Annotated in this window: 16 protein-coding genes; 15 read left to right on the plus strand and 1 reads right to left on the minus strand. The window is 65.5% G+C overall.

Going from position 1 to position 15,000, the window contains the following annotated elements; genetic code table 11:
• The first annotated feature begins 300 nt into the window (after positions 1-300).
• Positions 301-774, plus strand: a complete 474-nt coding sequence (locus ROE7235_RS13410; RefSeq protein WP_121096025.1) for an acyl-CoA transferase — start codon at positions 301-303, stop codon at positions 772-774.
• 13 nt (positions 775-787) lie between these two features.
• On the opposite strand, the gene ROE7235_RS13415 is transcribed toward ROE7235_RS13410, so the two are convergent.
• Positions 788-1,147: a bactofilin family protein gene (locus tag ROE7235_RS13415; protein ID WP_183073509.1), complete on the minus strand. Its 360-nt coding sequence runs from the start codon at positions 1,145-1,147 to the stop codon at positions 788-790.
• A 106-nt stretch (positions 1,148-1,253) separates the two neighbouring features.
• Between ROE7235_RS13415 and ROE7235_RS13420 the strand changes: the two genes are divergently transcribed.
• The 14 genes from ROE7235_RS13420 (at position 1,254) to ROE7235_RS20580 (ending at position 14,993) form a co-directional block, all read left to right on the plus strand.
• Positions 1,254-2,192 (plus strand): phage tail tube protein, encoded by a 939-nt coding sequence (locus ROE7235_RS13420; protein ID WP_121096041.1) that lies wholly within the window; start codon positions 1,254-1,256, stop codon positions 2,190-2,192.
• Complete coding sequence (locus ROE7235_RS13425; RefSeq protein WP_121096027.1) at positions 2,192-2,647, plus strand: hypothetical protein; 456 nt, start codon at positions 2,192-2,194, stop codon at positions 2,645-2,647. Before ROE7235_RS13420 ends, ROE7235_RS13425 begins: the two co-directional genes overlap by 1 nt.
• A 68-nt stretch (positions 2,648-2,715) precedes the next feature.
• A complete protein-coding gene (locus tag ROE7235_RS20165) occupies positions 2,716-2,886 on the plus strand; it encodes a DUF7697 family protein (protein WP_183073511.1) in 171 nt (56 codons plus the stop codon).
• The gene (locus ROE7235_RS13430; RefSeq protein WP_121096028.1) at positions 2,867-5,284 is read left to right on the plus strand and encodes a phage tail tape measure C-terminal domain-containing protein; all 2,418 of its coding nucleotides are present in this window, start codon (positions 2,867-2,869) and stop codon (positions 5,282-5,284) included. The genes ROE7235_RS20165 and ROE7235_RS13430 overlap by 20 nt, the downstream gene beginning before the upstream one ends.
• Positions 5,284-5,910, plus strand: coding sequence for a DUF2460 domain-containing protein (locus ROE7235_RS13435; protein WP_121096029.1), 627 nt, complete (start codon positions 5,284-5,286; stop codon positions 5,908-5,910). The genes ROE7235_RS13430 and ROE7235_RS13435 overlap by 1 nt, the downstream gene beginning before the upstream one ends.
• Positions 5,907-6,269: a hypothetical protein gene (locus ROE7235_RS13440; RefSeq protein ID WP_089280498.1), complete on the plus strand. Its 363-nt coding sequence runs from the start codon at positions 5,907-5,909 to the stop codon at positions 6,267-6,269. Before ROE7235_RS13435 ends, ROE7235_RS13440 begins: the two co-directional genes overlap by 4 nt.
• Positions 6,262-6,393 carry a hypothetical protein gene (locus tag ROE7235_RS20830; RefSeq protein WP_281256124.1) on the plus strand — a complete coding sequence of 44 codons (132 nt, stop codon included), beginning with the start codon at positions 6,262-6,264 and terminating at the stop codon, positions 6,391-6,393. Before ROE7235_RS13440 ends, ROE7235_RS20830 begins: the two co-directional genes overlap by 8 nt.
• A gap of 4 nt (positions 6,394-6,397) precedes the next feature.
• A complete protein-coding gene (locus ROE7235_RS13445; protein WP_121096030.1) occupies positions 6,398-7,066 on the plus strand; it encodes a lysozyme in 669 nt (222 codons plus the stop codon).
• 3 nt (positions 7,067-7,069) lie between these two features.
• Positions 7,070-7,300 carry a hypothetical protein gene (locus tag ROE7235_RS13450; RefSeq protein WP_089279686.1) on the plus strand — a complete coding sequence of 77 codons (231 nt, stop codon included), beginning with the start codon at positions 7,070-7,072 and terminating at the stop codon, positions 7,298-7,300.
• The gene (locus ROE7235_RS13455) at positions 7,293-7,523 is read left to right on the plus strand and encodes a hypothetical protein (protein WP_089279687.1); all 231 of its coding nucleotides are present in this window, start codon (positions 7,293-7,295) and stop codon (positions 7,521-7,523) included. Before ROE7235_RS13450 ends, ROE7235_RS13455 begins: the two co-directional genes overlap by 8 nt.
• A gap of 135 nt (positions 7,524-7,658) precedes the next feature.
• Complete coding sequence (locus ROE7235_RS13460; RefSeq protein WP_089279688.1) at positions 7,659-8,543, plus strand: phage/gene transfer agent baseplate hub protein; 885 nt, start codon at positions 7,659-7,661, stop codon at positions 8,541-8,543.
• Between the two features lie 50 nt (positions 8,544-8,593).
• Entirely contained in the window at positions 8,594-9,034 is a 441-nt protein-coding gene (locus ROE7235_RS13465) for an NlpC/P60 family protein (RefSeq protein WP_121096031.1), read from the plus strand.
• 3 nt (positions 9,035-9,037) lie between these two features.
• Positions 9,038-13,591, plus strand: a complete 4,554-nt coding sequence (locus tag ROE7235_RS20575; RefSeq protein WP_245963969.1) for a baseplate multidomain protein megatron — start codon at positions 9,038-9,040, stop codon at positions 13,589-13,591.
• Positions 13,592-13,601: 10 nt separating this feature from the next.
• Positions 13,602-14,993, plus strand: coding sequence for a DUF2793 domain-containing protein (locus tag ROE7235_RS20580; RefSeq protein ID WP_245963970.1), 1,392 nt, complete (start codon positions 13,602-13,604; stop codon positions 14,991-14,993).
• The last annotated feature ends 7 nt before the right edge of the window (positions 14,994-15,000 follow it).

The raw sequence follows: 15,000 nt of genomic DNA on the forward strand, positions 1-15,000 counted from the left end.
TGATCAGAGCTTGAAGCTCAGCACGGTCGGCGGGGCCAAGGTAAAGGCAAATGTCATTGCGTCTCATGTCCCGAATATAGCACATCAGGCCCTCAATGGGAATCCTGTGTCAGGTGGGGAACACTAGCGGTCATTTGATCTGATGACAGGAACGGCAGCAAAGTCCGCACTTTGCCAGTTCGACCGAGGCGCAACGAAGGGCAGCTTCCGCCCATCGCGTCGAACGCTGCGTTCGAGCTTTCGCGTTCTGCATCTGTCTCGAAGTTGCTGCCGCGCTGAAGAAAAACAGACTGAGCGAACATGCCCACCACCCGCGAAACCATCCTCACCGCGCTGCACGCCCTTTTGCAAACGCTGCCCGCCACCGCTCTTCGGGGCGACGTCCTGCCTGAACGCGTACCGACGGCAGGCCTGCTGATCCTGCGCGACGGCGAACCGGGAGAGCCGGAGGTGACGCTGTCGCCGCTGCGCTACCATTACCAACACCGCGCCGAGATTGAGGCGGTCGTGCAGGGTGAGGCCCGGTCTGCGCAGCAGATGCAAGGGTCCGGGGGACCCTTGCAAGGAACGAACGACCGAGACGCCGCCTTCGACACGCTGACCGCCAGCCTAGGTGCGGCGATTGCCGCCGACCGCACACTCGGCGGCCTATGTGACTGGGTCGAGGCGGACGCGCCGCGTCCGGTCGATCTGCCCGTCGAAGGCGCGGCCACCCTGAAGGCCGCCGTGATCTCGGTGGTCCTGCATTACTCCACGCCTGACCCGCTCACGTGACTGATCGGCCACCTCAGGTTTCGCTCGGATCCTGCCGTGAGCAGGTGCAGTTCACGTCAGCGCCGCTGTCGATTTTGAGCGTCACATAGGAGATCTCGCCAGAAAGCTGGGCACTTGCATGGAGTGTAACGGCCCTGCCGATGATCCGCCCTTCGAAGCGCCCTTTGATCACAATGATGTCCGCACGAAGGTCGCCGACCGCAGATCCGCTTTGCTCGATCAGAATTGTGTCTGCCGTGATCTTCCCGTCCGCATGCCCGAACAGTTCAAAAAGTCCCGGTACTGTCAGATCGCCCGATAGCTTGGCGCCGCTGCAAAATGTGACCGCGCATTGCCTGGACTGGAGGCAGCTAACGTCTGGGACATGGTCCAACTTTCTATGAGTTTCGCGGCAAGCAGGGCCTGCCGGGGTTTGTTCTCGCGAGATTAGTCAGAACTGGCGGGGTCAAGGTAGTCAAAACGTATCTCAGGAGATGAACATGGCACGAGCCCAAGGGGCGCGGGCGCAGATGGCGCTTGCGTTCGAAACAACCTATGGAACGCCGCCCGTCGGCGGCTTCACCAAGATGCCCTTCGCCAGCACATCGCTGGGGGCGGAGCAGCCGCTGCTCAATTCCGAACTTCTGGGCTACGGACGGGATCCGTTGGCACCGATCAAGGATGCGGTGACCGCTGACGGTGATGTCGTGGTGCCGCTCGACGCTGAGGCCTTCGGTTTCTGGCTGAAGGCGGGTTTTGGTGACCCAATCACGACTGGTACCGGCCCCTGGACACATGAATTCCAGTCCGGTGCCTGGACGTTGCCCAGCATGTCCATCGAGACTGGCATGCCCGAGGTGCCGCGTTTTGCGATGTATTCCGGCTGCGTGCTCGACCAGATCAACTGGCAAATGCAGCGGTCTGGCCTGCTCACCGCGACGGCCCGGCTGGTGGCGCAGGGCGAGACCGTGGGCACAACGACAAGTGCGGGCACGCCTGCCGCCCTCGAATTGCAGCGCTTCGGCCATTTCAACGGGGCCATCACCCGCAATGGGTCCGCCCTCGGCAACGTCGTCTCGGCCGACATCACCTATGCCAACAATCTCGACCGGATTGAGACCATCCGCTCGGACGGTCGCATCGACGGCGCAGACCCCTCCATCGCCGCGCTGACCGGCTCCATCGAGGTGCGGTTCGCCGATCAGACTCTGGTGACACAGGCAATCAATGGCGATCCCTGCGAGCTTGAGTTCGCCTATGTGCTGCCCTCTGGCGAGAGCTTCACCTTCACCGTGCACGCCGTGTACCTGCCGCGCCCCCGCATCGAGATTTCCGGACCGCAGGGCGTGCAGGCCACCTTCGACTGGCAGGCCGCGCGTGACAGCACGGTCGGGCGAATGTGCACCGCAACCCTGATCAATGACGTGGAGACCTATTAATGCTGACGCTCGATCTGACCAACGCGCCCCGCTGGCATGACTTAGCCCCCGGCGTGCGGGTGCAACTCCGCCCGCTGACCACCGCACTGATGGTGGCGACCCGCAGCGATCCGGCCGTCGAGGCGGTTCCTGAGGATGCTTCCGACGAAGAACGCGCTGTTGCCTTCGCCAAGGCGTTGGCGCGCCGGGCAGCTCTCACTTGGGAGGGCATCGGTGACGCGGACGGCAATCCAATCGACCCGAGCCCGGACGCCATCGACGCTCTTCTCGACATCTGGCCGATCTTCGAGGCTTTCCAGCTGACCTATGTGTCCAAGGGTCTGTTGCTGGAACAGGAAAAAAACGTCTCCACGCCCTCGCCGAATGGTCCTTCGGCGGGGGCGAGCGGTACTGCCAAGCCTGCGCACCCTACGAGGGCCGCGCGCAAGCCTGCCCAGACTGCCCGGCGCGGCTGAACCGACCGCTTACCATTGAAGGCTGGCAGGTCTGGGACCTCGTCGGTCGTCTCGGCGGCCAACTCCGCGTGTCGCCCGGTGCCGTGATCGGCTGGGACCTGACCGCAGCCTTCGCACTGGGTGACGCGCTCGGCGTTCCGCCAACCGCCGCAGCCGAACTATTGCCCGCCATCGAGGCGGTGATGGTGACCAAACTCAACGAACAGATGGATCCCTCGCATGGCAGAAAAACGGGTTAGCGTCCGCCTCGGGGCGGTCGGCGGACGGCAGGTGCGCGCCGAACTGGAGGGCGTGGGCGAGGCTGGCGCGCGCGGGTTCGGGCGGCTCAGCCGCGAGATGGAGGCGGCGAACACGCGCCTCGCCGCCTTCTCCCGGCGCGTCAAACTTGCCGCGGCTGCCGCTGTGGCCGCTGCCGCAGCGGCAGGCGTGGCCATGATCCGCTCGGGGCTACAGACCGTTGATGCGCAGGCCAAGCTGGCGGCCTCGCTCAAGACCACGGTCGCCAGCATTCAGGTGCTGGAACGCGCTGGCGATCTGGCCGGGGTGTCGATGGGCCAGGTTGAACAGGCAACGCTGCAACTCACCCGGCGGCTTAGCCAGGCCGCCTCTGGCACCGGACCGGCTGTGGAGGCGCTGAACCGCCTGAAGCTCTCCGCCGAGGATCTGCAACGCCTGCCGCTGGATGCGCGCATCGCCGCGATCCAGACCGCGCTGGAAGACTTTGTGCCCGAGGCCGAGCGTGCGGCCCTTGCCTCGCAGCTCTTTGGCGATCGCGCCGCGCTGGTCTTCACCCGCATCGACACTGCGACGCTCAAACAGGCCACTGAAGATGTGCGGGATTTCGGGGTGGTGGTGTCTGACCAGGATGCCCGCCAGATCGAACGCACCAATGACGCGATCTCGCGGCTTGGGTTGATCTGGCGCGGGCTTTCGAACCAGCTGGCCGTCGCGGCAGCCCCCGCGCTGGAGGCGGTTGCCAATGCCATGGCGGCGGTTGCGCGCACGACGGGCCCGCTCGGCATCGCGATCCGGGTCCTCTTTGACAACATCGGCAGGCTGACGACCTACGCCGCGACCTTCGCTGCATTCCTCGCCGGGCGTTGGGTTGCCGGGATGGCGGTCGCTGCCCTGTCAGTCCGCGGCCTCGCCACGGCGCTTGTCCTGCTACGCGGCGCGCTGATCCGCACCGGCATTGGCGCGCTGATCGTCGGCGCGGGCGAGTTGATCTATCAGTTCACCCGCCTCGTGTCCGGCGCGGGAGGCTTTGGGGAGGCAATGTCGCTGCTGAAAGATCTGGCCGTAGAGGTCTGGGACCGCATCAAGATGGGGGCTGCGGCGGCCGGCGCGGCGGCCACGGCGATGTTCTTTGACCTGAAGGCTGATGCCGCCTCGGCCATGCAGAGTGCGATTGAAAGCGTCGTCGCCTTTGGCAACACGGCCGCGAACACCTTTGAAGGTGCCTATGAGGCGATCAAAGCCATCTGGGGCCTGCTCCCGGCGGCCATTGGCGATCTGGCGTTTCAGGCGGCCAACAGCCTGATCGACGGCGTGGAGGCCATGCTGAATGGCGTGGTCTCGCGCATCAACGGCTTCATCGGTGGGATCAATACCGGGCTGGAAGCGCTGGGGTCCGAGCGCCGCATCTCGATCATCCCCGATCTGGAATTGGGCCAGATCGAGAACCGCTTTGCGGGCGCGGCGACGGCCGCAACCAGTGCCGCGCAATCCGCCTTCGACCGCGCCTTTGCGGATAACCCGCTGACCGCCCCCGATCTCGGGCTCGCGGATACGGCCAATCGGGCGCTGGAGTCCGCCAATCTCTATCGAGGCGCGGCCAGGGATCTTGCCGAGAGCGCCCGCGCGCCACTTGAAAGCTGGCAAGCACTGCGAGATGCGGTGCGCGGCAGTGATGAAGGTGCGGCTGATGCGCTGATTGAGGCGGCTGGTGCCGCCGACAGGTTGGAGACTGCCCTTGGGAATGCCGGACGCGCGGCGACCGGCGCGGGTGCTGCCGCCGGGGCGGCTGCGGCTGCGGCCAAACCCGACGCCGAGGCAGCGGTCACCGGCTGGCAGGCGGTGACCGCTGCGCTCTCGGACTATGCCAGCAAGGCGCGCGATATCGGCGGCGACATCGGTCAGAGCCTGGTCGGCGCTTTCCAGTCGGCCGAGAATGCCATCGGCGAGTTCGTAAAGACCGGCAAACTGGACTTCCGCGGTCTGGTCACATCCTTGCTGGCCGATCTTGCAAAGCTGGCGGCGCGGCGGTTCATTCTTGGGCCGATCGCCAATGCGCTCTCTGGCGCGCTGGGGAGTGCTGGCGGGATATTCGCGAATGTCCTGCATGCGGGTGGGATGGTCGGGTCCGCCGGACCCTCGCGGATGGTCCCGGCCATGGCCTTCGCCAACGCTCCCCGGATGCATGCTGGCGGCATGGCCGGACTGCGCCATGACGAGATACCCGCGATCCTGCAACGTGGCGAGCGGGTGCTGTCACGGCGGGAAACACAAAATTACGGTGCAAGCGGCGGCGTTGCTGTCACCATCATGACCCGCGACGCCGAAAGCTTCCGGCAATCCCGAACGCAGGTCGCCGCGGACATTGCCCGCGCGGTCTCGCTCGGGCGGAGGGGTATGTAGTGGCGTTCCATGAGATCCGGTTTCCGGACAACATCAGCCGTGGTGCACGGGGCGGGCCGGAACGCCGCACGCAGATCGTCGAACTGGCCTCGGGCGATGAAGAACGCAACGCCAGCTGGGCCAATTCGCGCCGCCGCTATGACGTAGCCTATGGCATCCGCCGCGGAGATGATCTGGCGGCAGTGGTTGCCTTTTTCGAGGCCCGCAACGGGCGGCTGCATGGCTTCCGCTTCAAGGACTGGGGCGATTTCAAATCCTGTCTGCCCTCGGGTACGCCATCGCACAGTGACCAGGTGATTGGCACTGGCGACGGCAGCACAACCGGGTTCCAGCTGGCGAAGAACTATGTCTCCGGTGCGCAGACATGGACGCGAGCAATCACCAAACCGGTCGCGGGCAGTCTCCGCATCGGGTTCGACGGCACCGAACTGGTCAGCGGCTGGTCCGTCGACACAACGACGGGTGGCGTGACCTTCATCTCTGCGCCTGGGACCGGCGCCACCGTCTCCGCAGGCTTCGAGTTCGACGTGCCCGTGCGCTTCGACACGGACGTGCTCGATGTGACGCACGACCTCGAGCGCCTGGGCTCGATCACCTCCATCCCTCTCCTGGAGATCCGACGATGAACGATACCGGCAGCTTCATGGCGGCTGTCCTGCGCGAACTTGCGGCCTCAACCGCCGTGATCCTGGCCGCCTGGGGCGCGCTTGGCGGGGCGACCAATGCGCTGACCACAAAGATGCGCCTGCGCGATGCCTTGCGGCACATCCTGCTCGGCGGACTGATCGCCGCCGGGATGGGCAGCCTCTCCATGGCGCTGGTGACCAGCTGGCTGGATCTGCCGCCCGAGGCCATCCCGGCCGGGGGCGCCGCAGGATCCGCCGCCTATCTCGTCGGCGTCTTTGGCCCGGCCTTCATTGAAGTCATCCTCGCGCGGCTGCGCGCCGCGACAGGAGGCAACGGCGATCGGGGCAACAATGAGTGAGCTCCTCCGCCTTGCGCGGTTCCTCCGCTGCGTGCCTGTCGACGCCCGGCAGACCTTCATTCACCGCCTGCGCATCGGCCTGGCCGTCGCAGCGCTGATCCTGATCCTTTCTCAACTGGGATAAATCCATGCAGATGACAGACCGGGGCCTGCTGGCCCTCACCCGGCACGAGGGTATCGTGCCGGGACCCTACCTTGATGTCGTAAACGTCTGGACCTTCGGCGTCGGCCATACGGCTGCGGCCGGTCCCCCCGATCCGGCCAAGATGCCCCGTGGCATGCCAGCAGACCTTGAAGCCGGACTCCGCGAGGCGTTCCAGATCTTCCGCGCGGATCTGGCACGTTACGAGGCCGACGTCCGGCGCGCGGTGAAGGTGCCCCTCGCGCCCCATGAATTCGATGCGCTGGTCTCGTTCCACTACAATACCGGCGGCATCGCACGGGCGACACTGACGCGCCACCTGAACGCAGGTGACCGCGACGCAGCCGCCGGGGCCTTCCTGAACTGGCGCAAGCCCGCCGCGATCATACCGCGTCGGGAAGCGGAGCGGGATCTCTTCCGGGATGGCCGCTATCCGGCTGGGTCGATCCCGGTCTGGTCGGTCGACAGACACGGTCGGGTGGATTTCTCCCGTCCAATCCGACGGCTGACCGAGACCGAGGCGCTGGCGCTCTTGCGCCCAGAACGGGCGGTTTCTTCCGAGTCCAAACCCGCCGCGCCATCGGCATCCAAAGCTCAGCACAGCTGGCTCACCCGCCTGGTGCGTTTCTTCTCCACCCTGAATCGGAAAGCCTGACCCATGCGCTATATCCGACCCAACTCCCTGACCTGGTGGGCGGGGGTACTCGCTGTCCTGACCGGCGTTGCCGCCGCGGCACTCCCCGCCACCGGCGCCTTCAGCGAGCTCGCCCGGCTTGTCGCTCTGATGGCGGGCTCAGGCGATGCCTCCCCGGCCGGGCTGATCTTTCTGGGTCTCGGCCTGATCGGCCTGCGCGATCGGATCGAACGGGGGTTCCGAGGGGATGGCTGACCTGGTCACGGGTCTGATGGCCCTCGCCACCCTGATTGCGGGTCTGGCCATACTGCTCTGGCGAGCAAAAGGCCGGGGCGTCGCCGAAGAACAAACACGTCAGGCGCTGCGGGACCGCGACGACGCAGAAGCAACCAAACGGAGGATGAAAGATGCAACGGCTGATCTGGGCAGTGATCCCAATGTGCTGCGCGACTGGCTGCGCACCCGTGGCCGTGAGTGAACCCGCGCTTTGTGCTGGACTGGCGCGCGCCGTGACAACCCACGCCGCAGCGCTCGCTGATGACGGTGGACCGCGCTCGGTCACAACCGGCGCGCGTCTGATCCGCCTGATCGATGCCGGTTGCGGGTGGCCGCAATGAAGTCCCTCGACCCGACGTTTCAGGCCCATCTCGACGAGGGAACAACCACACTCTGCTGGTGCTGGCGCATCCTGCGCGCCGATGGCATGAGCCTTGGCTTTACCGATCATGATCTGGCACTCGACTTTGACGGCACCGGCTTTGAGCCCGAAAGCGGGCTGACAGCCTCCGAGATCCGTTCAGGCACTGACCTCTCCGTAGATGCTCAGGACGCCGAAGGCGTGCTGAGTTCCGACAGGATCACCGAGATCGATATCCTCGACGGGCGCTGGGACAATGCAGAGGTCGAGGTCTGGCGGGTGAACTGGGTTGACCCGGGCCAGCGGGCCCTGTTGCGGCGCGGCGCCATCGGCCAGATCCGGCGCGGACGGCTGGCCTTTGTGGCCGAAGTGCGCTCGCTTGCCCATGTGCTGGGCCAGACGGTGGGACGGACGTTTCAGGCGAGTTGCGATGCAGCGCTTGGGGATTTCCGCTGTGGCGTCGGTCTCGAAGACCCCGCCTTCAAGGGAACCGGTTCTGTCGTGACCATCTTGCGAGACCGAGCTGTTCGCGTCTCCGGTCTGACAGGATTTGCCGCTGGCTGGTTTGCGCATGGCACCCTCGAATGGACCAGCGGTGCCAATGCGGGACGGATCGCGGAGGTGCTGGGCCATGACGCCACGGACGGAATCGCAATCCTAACCCTGCTCGAAGCACCGGTGCGCGAGATCGCCGAGAGCGACGCCATCACCATCCGCGCGGGTTGCGACAAGCGGATCGAGACCTGCGGGGCGAAGTTTGCCAACACCGCCAATTTCCGCGGTTTCCCACACATCCCCGGTCAGGATGCTGTGCTCCGCTACGCGACGAAAGATGGCGGGCATGAGGGAGCCGTGCTGTGAACGTCGTTTCCAGCGGAAACGACGCGCGGCAGTGCATCGCATCGCGATGCATGAGAGCAAGCACCGATCCCCAACGCGTCATCGCCGTGGCCCGTTCCTGGCTGGGCACGCCCTATCACGATCAGGCCAGCCTGCGCGGCGTCGGCTGCGACTGCCTCGGCCTAGCCCGCGGCATCTGGCGGGAGATCGTCGGCCAGGAGCCGTTTCAGATCCCACCTTATAGCCGGGACTGGGGCGAGACAGGGCCTCGAGAGGTCCTAGCCGAGGGCGCCAGGCGCATGATGATCGAGCGTCCGCATGCAGAGGTTGGTCTCGGCGCGCTGGTCCTGTTCCGCATGACCCCGCGCGCTATCGCAAAACACGTCGGGATCCTGACCGGGCCCGACACGTTCCTCCACGCCTATGAGCGCCTCGGCGTTATCGAGGAGCCGCTGACACCCACCTGGCGGCGGCGCATCGCCTTTGCCTTCCTCTTTCCGGATCGGACCTGACTTATGGCCACGCTTGTTCTCGGAGCCGTTGGCTCGGCCATTGGCGGCAGCATTGGCGGGGCAATCTTCGGGGTCAGCGCCGCTACGATCGGCGGTTTTGTCGGCTCGACCCTCGGCTCGGCGGTCGACAGCTGGATCGTCTCCTCGCTCACCCCTGCCCAGAGGATCGAAGGCGCGCGGCTGGACACGTTGCGCATCACCTCCTCGACCGAGGGCGCGGTCATCCCGCGGCTTTACGGGCGCATGCGCATTGGCGGCAATATCATCTGGGCCACGGATTTCCGCGAGCGCAAGAAGACCTCCACCCAAGGCGGCGGCAAAGGCGGGGGTGGACCCAAGGTCAAGACCACCGAGTATCTCTACTACGCGAGTTTCGCGGTGGCACTCTGTGAGGGACCCATCACCGGCATCGGACGCATCTGGGCCGACGGCAAGCTTCTGGATACCTCCGGCCTGACCTGGCGCTGGTATCCCGGTGACGAGATCCAGACGGCAGATCCCTTCATCGCCGCCACCATGGGCATGGGCAACACACCCGCCTATCGCGGCACCGCCTATGTCCTGTTCGAAGACCTGCCGCTGGCAAACTTCGGCAACCGCCTGCCGCAACTGTCCTTCGAGGTCTTCCGCCCCCTTGGCGGCGAGGACGGGGCGGAAAACCTGATCCGGGCCGTCACCCTGATCCCCTCGGCGGGAGAATTTGTCTACGCCACCACGCCGATCCGCAAGGGAGCGCTCGGCACAACCCGGTCCGAGAATGTCCACGCCCGGGCGGACGCCCCGGATCTCAACGTGGCGCTGGACCAGTTGCAGGCAGCCTTGCCCAATCTCGAAAGCGTCAGCCTCGTCGTCTCCTGGTTCGGCGACGATCTGCGCGCAGGCCACTGCACGATCCGGCCTTGTATCGAGACCGGGGAGAAGACCACAACCCCGCAGGCCTGGCGGGTGAACGGGCTGGACCGCGTCAATGCCCCGCTTGTCAGCCGCGATGCGCAGGACCGCCCGGTCTTTGGCGGCACGCCGGCGGATTTCTCCGTCGTCGAGGCAATCCGCGAGATCAAGGCGCGCGGCTGGCGCGTCACCTTCTATCCCTTCCTGCTGATGGATGTGCCATCGGGCAACACGCTGCCGACCCCCTATTCAGACGACGCATCCGCCATCGGCCAGCCCGCGCTTCCCTGGCGCGGGCGCATCACCTGTGCACCGGCCGCGGGCTTTTCTGGAACAGTGGATCAGACCGCAGCGGCGGCCGCCCAGGTCGCGGCCCTGTTCGGCGCGGCCATGCCATCGGATTTCACCGTCACCGGCGAGAATGTCGCCTGGACCGGCGGCGTGGATTGGGGGCTGCGCCGCATGATCCTGCACTATGCACATCTCTGCACCGTGGCAGGCGGGGTCGATGCCTTCCTGATCGGCTCAGAGATGCGTGGGCTGACCACCATCCGCGCAGAGAACGACACCTTCCCGGCGGTGCAGGCTTTCCGGGATCTGGCGGCCGACGTGCGCGGCGTTCTCGGATCCACCACACGCATCAGCTATGCCGCCGATTGGTCGGAGTATTTCGGCCATCATGTCACCGAGGCCGGGGACACCGCGCCGACAGATTTTTCCGGCATCACGCTCAGCACCCCGATCCTGGCCGGTGACTACAAGGTATATGTCCCCCAACTGGTGCCGGACTTCACCTCCGGCTGGCGGCTGCATGTCTATTCCGGTGGCCCCACCATCGATCTCGCCGACCTGTCGCTTGGCAGCAGCCTTTCGCAGACCGGGCCGGATTCCCAGGCAACCTATTACGCCATTCACGATCTCTGGATCGGCGATGTCCCCCTCGGCACCGAACTGACCTACACCGACATCATGACCATCCAGCAGGGCAGTTCCATCGGTCCCTGCAATGACGTCCTGACGCTATACGGTCTCACCCAGACCAAGATCGACAGCGTCTTGCCGGACGGGCTGCGCATGGCAAGCTTTGCCAGCGTGATCGCCTCACGCAACCTCATTGAATCCGATCCCGGAGATCACCCCCGGTCTTTGAGCTACACGCGCGACAATGCCGACATCGTAGCGCTGCGGATCGTGCTGCAGCTCGAGGAGCCCTACTACTCGGGCAATTTCGACAAACTGGTCAGCTACAGCGCGCCCGTGCTGCCGTTGGCCAGTTCCGAGCCGGTCACAAGCGTCTTTTTTCATCTCGACCCGCTCTGGGCAGACCCGGAGATCGGTTTTATCGGCATCGACAATTACATGCCGCTCTCCGATTGGCGCGATGGCTCCGCACATCTTGATGCAGAGGCGGGCTGGCCGACGGTCTACGATCGCGCCTATCTGCAAGCCAACATCGAGGGTGGCGAAGGGTTCGACTGGTTTTATGCCTCGGATGCTGATCGAACCGCGCAAATCCGCACGCCCGTCGAGGACGGCTCTGAAGGCAAGCCCTGGGTGTTTCGGTATAAGGACCTGAACGCCTGGTGGTCCAATCTGCATTTTGACCGACCGGGTGGGGTGGAAAGCGGATCGCCGACCGCCTGGATCCCGCAGTCCAAACCCATCGTCTTCACCGAATGCGGCTGCCCCGCCATCGACCGGGGCACCAATCAGCCCAACGTCTTCTTCGATCCCAAATCCTCGGAAAGTGCGGTGCCTTACTTCTCGCGCGGTTGGCGCGACGATGCGATCCAGCGGGCGTATTACGAAGCCCTTCTCACCTATTGGGGGGAAGCCGCAAACAACCCCGTGTCCACAATCTACAGCGCACCGATGATCGATCTGCCCGACTGTGCCGCCTGGACCTGGGATGCACGGCCCTATCCGCATTTCCCCGCCCTCACCGAGATCTGGACAGATGGGCCAAACTGGCAGCGCGGGCATTGGCTGACCGGGCGGATGGGCGGCGGGTCGCTGGCCGCCCTTGTCCGGGACCTCTGTCTGCGTGCCGGGCTCCCCGCCGCCTTTGTCGACACGACGGGTCTGACAGGCTCTGTCGAGGGCTACATCCTCACCGCACTGGAATCGCCGCGGGCCTCGATCTCCACGCTGGCGCGACATTTCGGGTTTGATGCGGTTGAGAGTGAAGGGCAGATCAGGTTCCTCATGCGTGGTCGCGGCGCTGTTGTCAGTCTGACCCATGATGATCTTGTCGCCCCGCGCGAGGGTGACATTCTGGAACTGGTCCGCGCGCAGGAGACCGAGCTGCCCCAGGCGCTGAAGTGGCAGGTCACCCGCGCGGACGGAGACTATGACACCGCGCAGGTCGAGGCCCGGCGCATCACCGTGGACTCGACCCGCGTCACCTCCGAGGCCTTCCCCATTGCAGTTCCGCCCGAAGAGGCCGAACGCCGCTGCCAGCGCGCCTTAATGGAAGCCTGGACCGCGCGGGAAAGCGCGACCTTCCGACTGCCACCGTCGCGGCTGGCCCTTGATCCCGCCGACGTGGTCACGCTGGCGCATGACGGCCGGCAGATGCCGCTGCGGCTTGTCTCCATCGCAGATTCAGACGCCCGGGGCATCGAAGCCTTGCGCCAGGATCTGGAAAGCCTCGAAGTTCCACCCGGCGAGGCGCGGCCAACATCCCCGAGCCCAGTCGCGGTCTTCGGTGCGCCAGAGGTCACCTTGCTCGATCTGCCGCAGTTGAGCGAAGATCAGGCTGCACACCAGCCATTTGTGGCAGCCTTTGCCGATCCCTGGCCGGGCGATATGGCGGTGTTCCGCAGCCCGTCGACGGACAGCTTTGAAGTGCTGACGACATTTGGCAGCTCCGCCAGGATCGGCGCGCTGGTCTCGGATTTCCATTCCGGCCCCACTTCGCGGTTTGATCTCGGTAATGCGCTGGTCGTGGATCTGTTCTCCGGCACGCTGGAGGGCGTCAGCGACCTGACCCTGTTTGGCGGGGCCAATGCACTGGCGGTGGAAACTGCGCCGGGCGTCTGGGAGATCCTGCAGGCAGGCATCACCGAGCTGATCGCACCGGGCCGATATCGTCTGACCCGCCTTCTGCGCGGACAGCGCGGAACCGAAGGGGCCATGGGGACCCCGGCGCCTGCAGGCGCACGGGTGGTGGTGCTGGACGAGACGCTGGCCGCGTTGCCGATCGCCGAAGGGGACCTCGGGCTGCCGTGGAACTGGCGCATCGGCCCGGCGACCCGCCCGGTCAGCGATGACAGTTACCTCGGCACTCCCTTCACACCTGCGGGGGTTGGGTTCCGGCCATTCTCGGTGGCTCATGTGGAGCAGCCATGGCGCAAGCCGCGCAGTCCCGGTGATCTCACGATCCGCTGGACGCGCCGATCCCGGGCGCTTTCCGCTGACAGCTGGGGCGCGGTGGAGGTGCCGCTGGTCGAAGAGGTCGAGGCCTACGAAGTCGAGATCCTCGATGGCGGGACGGTGAAGCGCAGCCTGACCACCTCCACAACCAGCGCCGTCTACGCCGCGGCTGAGCAGATCACTGATTGGGGCGTACTGCTCGGACCCGGCGACACGCTTGATATCCGCATTTTCCAGCTCTCCGCCTCTGTCGGGCGGGGTACAGTCAAGACCGCCACACTCATATTCTGAAGGCCATCTCATGCCCGACACCACGACCAACTTGATGCTGCCCTACATTCTGGCGGCGCAGGCCCAGAAGCATGTCACCCATAACGAGGCGATCCGGATCCTCGACGGGCTTGTGCAGCTCTCCGTTCTCGACCGCGATCTGACCGCGCCGCCCGGTTCACCTGCAGATGGCGACCGTTACATCGTCGCTTCGGGCGCTACCGGCGACTGGTCCGGCTGGGATCTGAACGTGGCACTCTGGACGGATGGCACATGGCTGCGTCTGCCGCCGCGCAGCGGCTGGCGCGCATGGGTCGAGGATGAGGTGTTGCTGCTGGTTTGGGACGGCTTGGCCTGGTCAGACATTCTGCCGTCGGAGTTGCAGAACCTTGACCTGATTGGGATCAACGCCACAGCCGACACGACGAACCGGCTTTCGGTCTCGGCCCCGGCCATTTTGCTCAGCCATGACGGCGCCGGGCATCAGGTGAAGATCAACAAGGCCGCTGCGGGCAATACCGCATCGCTGCTTTACCAGACCGGGTTTTCCGGCCGGGCGGAGATGGGGCTGGCCGGATCGGACGATTTTGCCATCAAGGTCAGTCCTGACGGCAGTGCCTGGTTGGACGCGCTGGTCGTCAACCGCACGACTGGCAGTCTTACCGGTGAGGCGGTCCAGTCTGACGCGCTGGACTCGACCACCGGGCGGCTGTTGCGTGTGGGCGCCTTCGGGCTGGGTCTGGACGCAGGGCCAAATGTCGCGGATCTGGATGCGCATGGTCTGGCCGGGTTCTTCTTCGGTTACGGCGGGGCCTCGGTGACGCCGCCGACAGGGGACAACCCGTTTCCCACCCTGAACGGCGCCTACGGGTTGATCACCGGCAATGGCACTTTGGGCGATGACAGCGGCTACCTGTGGCAGATCGCCGTGCAATACGGCACGCTTTCTCCCCAACTCAAATTCCGCAACAAGGCAGGTGTCACCTGGGATGCCTGGCAGACCGTGGTTGCGACGGACAATATCCTGGGCTCCGTCAGCCAGGCGGGTGGCGTGCCCACGGGAGCCATCATCGAACGCGGCAGCAACGCCAACGGCGACTACACCCGCTTTGCCGACGGCACGCAGATCTGCACGCGCCAGGGCCTCGTCGCCACCTTCGTTGACGCGGAACACTGCGCGGCAACCTGGACTTGCCCGGCGGCCTTCGCCGCGCCGCCCACAGCAGTCACGCTCACCCTCGACGGCGGCGCCTGGGGGGCGAGTGGTCCGGCCAGCGGTGTCGGGCGCGGGGATGTGCAACCGGTGGCAGGCATCAACACAAACACGGCGCTCTCAGCGGAGGTCTGGGCCTCTGGCAGCGCGGTTTTTGTCTCCGGCGATACGGTCCCTTTGCTGGGCGTCGCTTTTGGCCGCTGGTTCTGAGGAGGAG

The organism is Roseinatronobacter ekhonensis, from assembly GCF_900499075.1.
GTDB classification, from domain to species: Bacteria; Pseudomonadota; Alphaproteobacteria; order Rhodobacterales; family Rhodobacteraceae; genus Roseinatronobacter; species Roseinatronobacter ekhonensis.

Bases quoted from the DNA above. Each gene is read 5' to 3' on its own strand.
- ROE7235_RS13450 (WP_089279686.1), top strand. From the start codon at position 7,070: ATGCGCTATATCCGACCCAACTCCCTGACCTGGTGGGCGGGGGTACTC.
- ROE7235_RS13465 (WP_121096031.1), top strand. From the start codon at position 8,594: ATGAGAGCAAGCACCGATCCCCAACGCGTCATCGCCGTGGCCCGTTCC.
- ROE7235_RS20830 (WP_281256124.1), top strand. From the start codon at position 6,262: ATGAGTGAGCTCCTCCGCCTTGCGCGGTTCCTCCGCTGCGTGCCTGTC.
- ROE7235_RS13425 (WP_121096027.1), top strand. From the start codon at position 2,192: ATGCTGACGCTCGATCTGACCAACGCGCCCCGCTGGCATGACTTAGCC.
- ROE7235_RS20575 (WP_245963969.1), top strand. From the start codon at position 9,038: ATGGCCACGCTTGTTCTCGGAGCCGTTGGCTCGGCCATTGGCGGCAGC.
- ROE7235_RS13460 (WP_089279688.1), top strand. From the start codon at position 7,659: ATGAAGTCCCTCGACCCGACGTTTCAGGCCCATCTCGACGAGGGAACA.
- ROE7235_RS13445 (WP_121096030.1), top strand. From the start codon at position 6,398: ATGCAGATGACAGACCGGGGCCTGCTGGCCCTCACCCGGCACGAGGGT.
- ROE7235_RS13455 (WP_089279687.1), top strand. From the start codon at position 7,293: ATGGCTGACCTGGTCACGGGTCTGATGGCCCTCGCCACCCTGATTGCG.
- ROE7235_RS13430 (WP_121096028.1), top strand. From the start codon at position 2,867: ATGGCAGAAAAACGGGTTAGCGTCCGCCTCGGGGCGGTCGGCGGACGG.
- ROE7235_RS13440 (WP_089280498.1), top strand. From the start codon at position 5,907: ATGAACGATACCGGCAGCTTCATGGCGGCTGTCCTGCGCGAACTTGCG.
- ROE7235_RS13410 (WP_121096025.1), top strand. From the start codon at position 301: ATGCCCACCACCCGCGAAACCATCCTCACCGCGCTGCACGCCCTTTTG.
- ROE7235_RS20580 (WP_245963970.1), top strand. From the start codon at position 13,602: ATGCCCGACACCACGACCAACTTGATGCTGCCCTACATTCTGGCGGCG.
- ROE7235_RS13420 (WP_121096041.1), top strand. From the start codon at position 1,254: ATGGCACGAGCCCAAGGGGCGCGGGCGCAGATGGCGCTTGCGTTCGAA.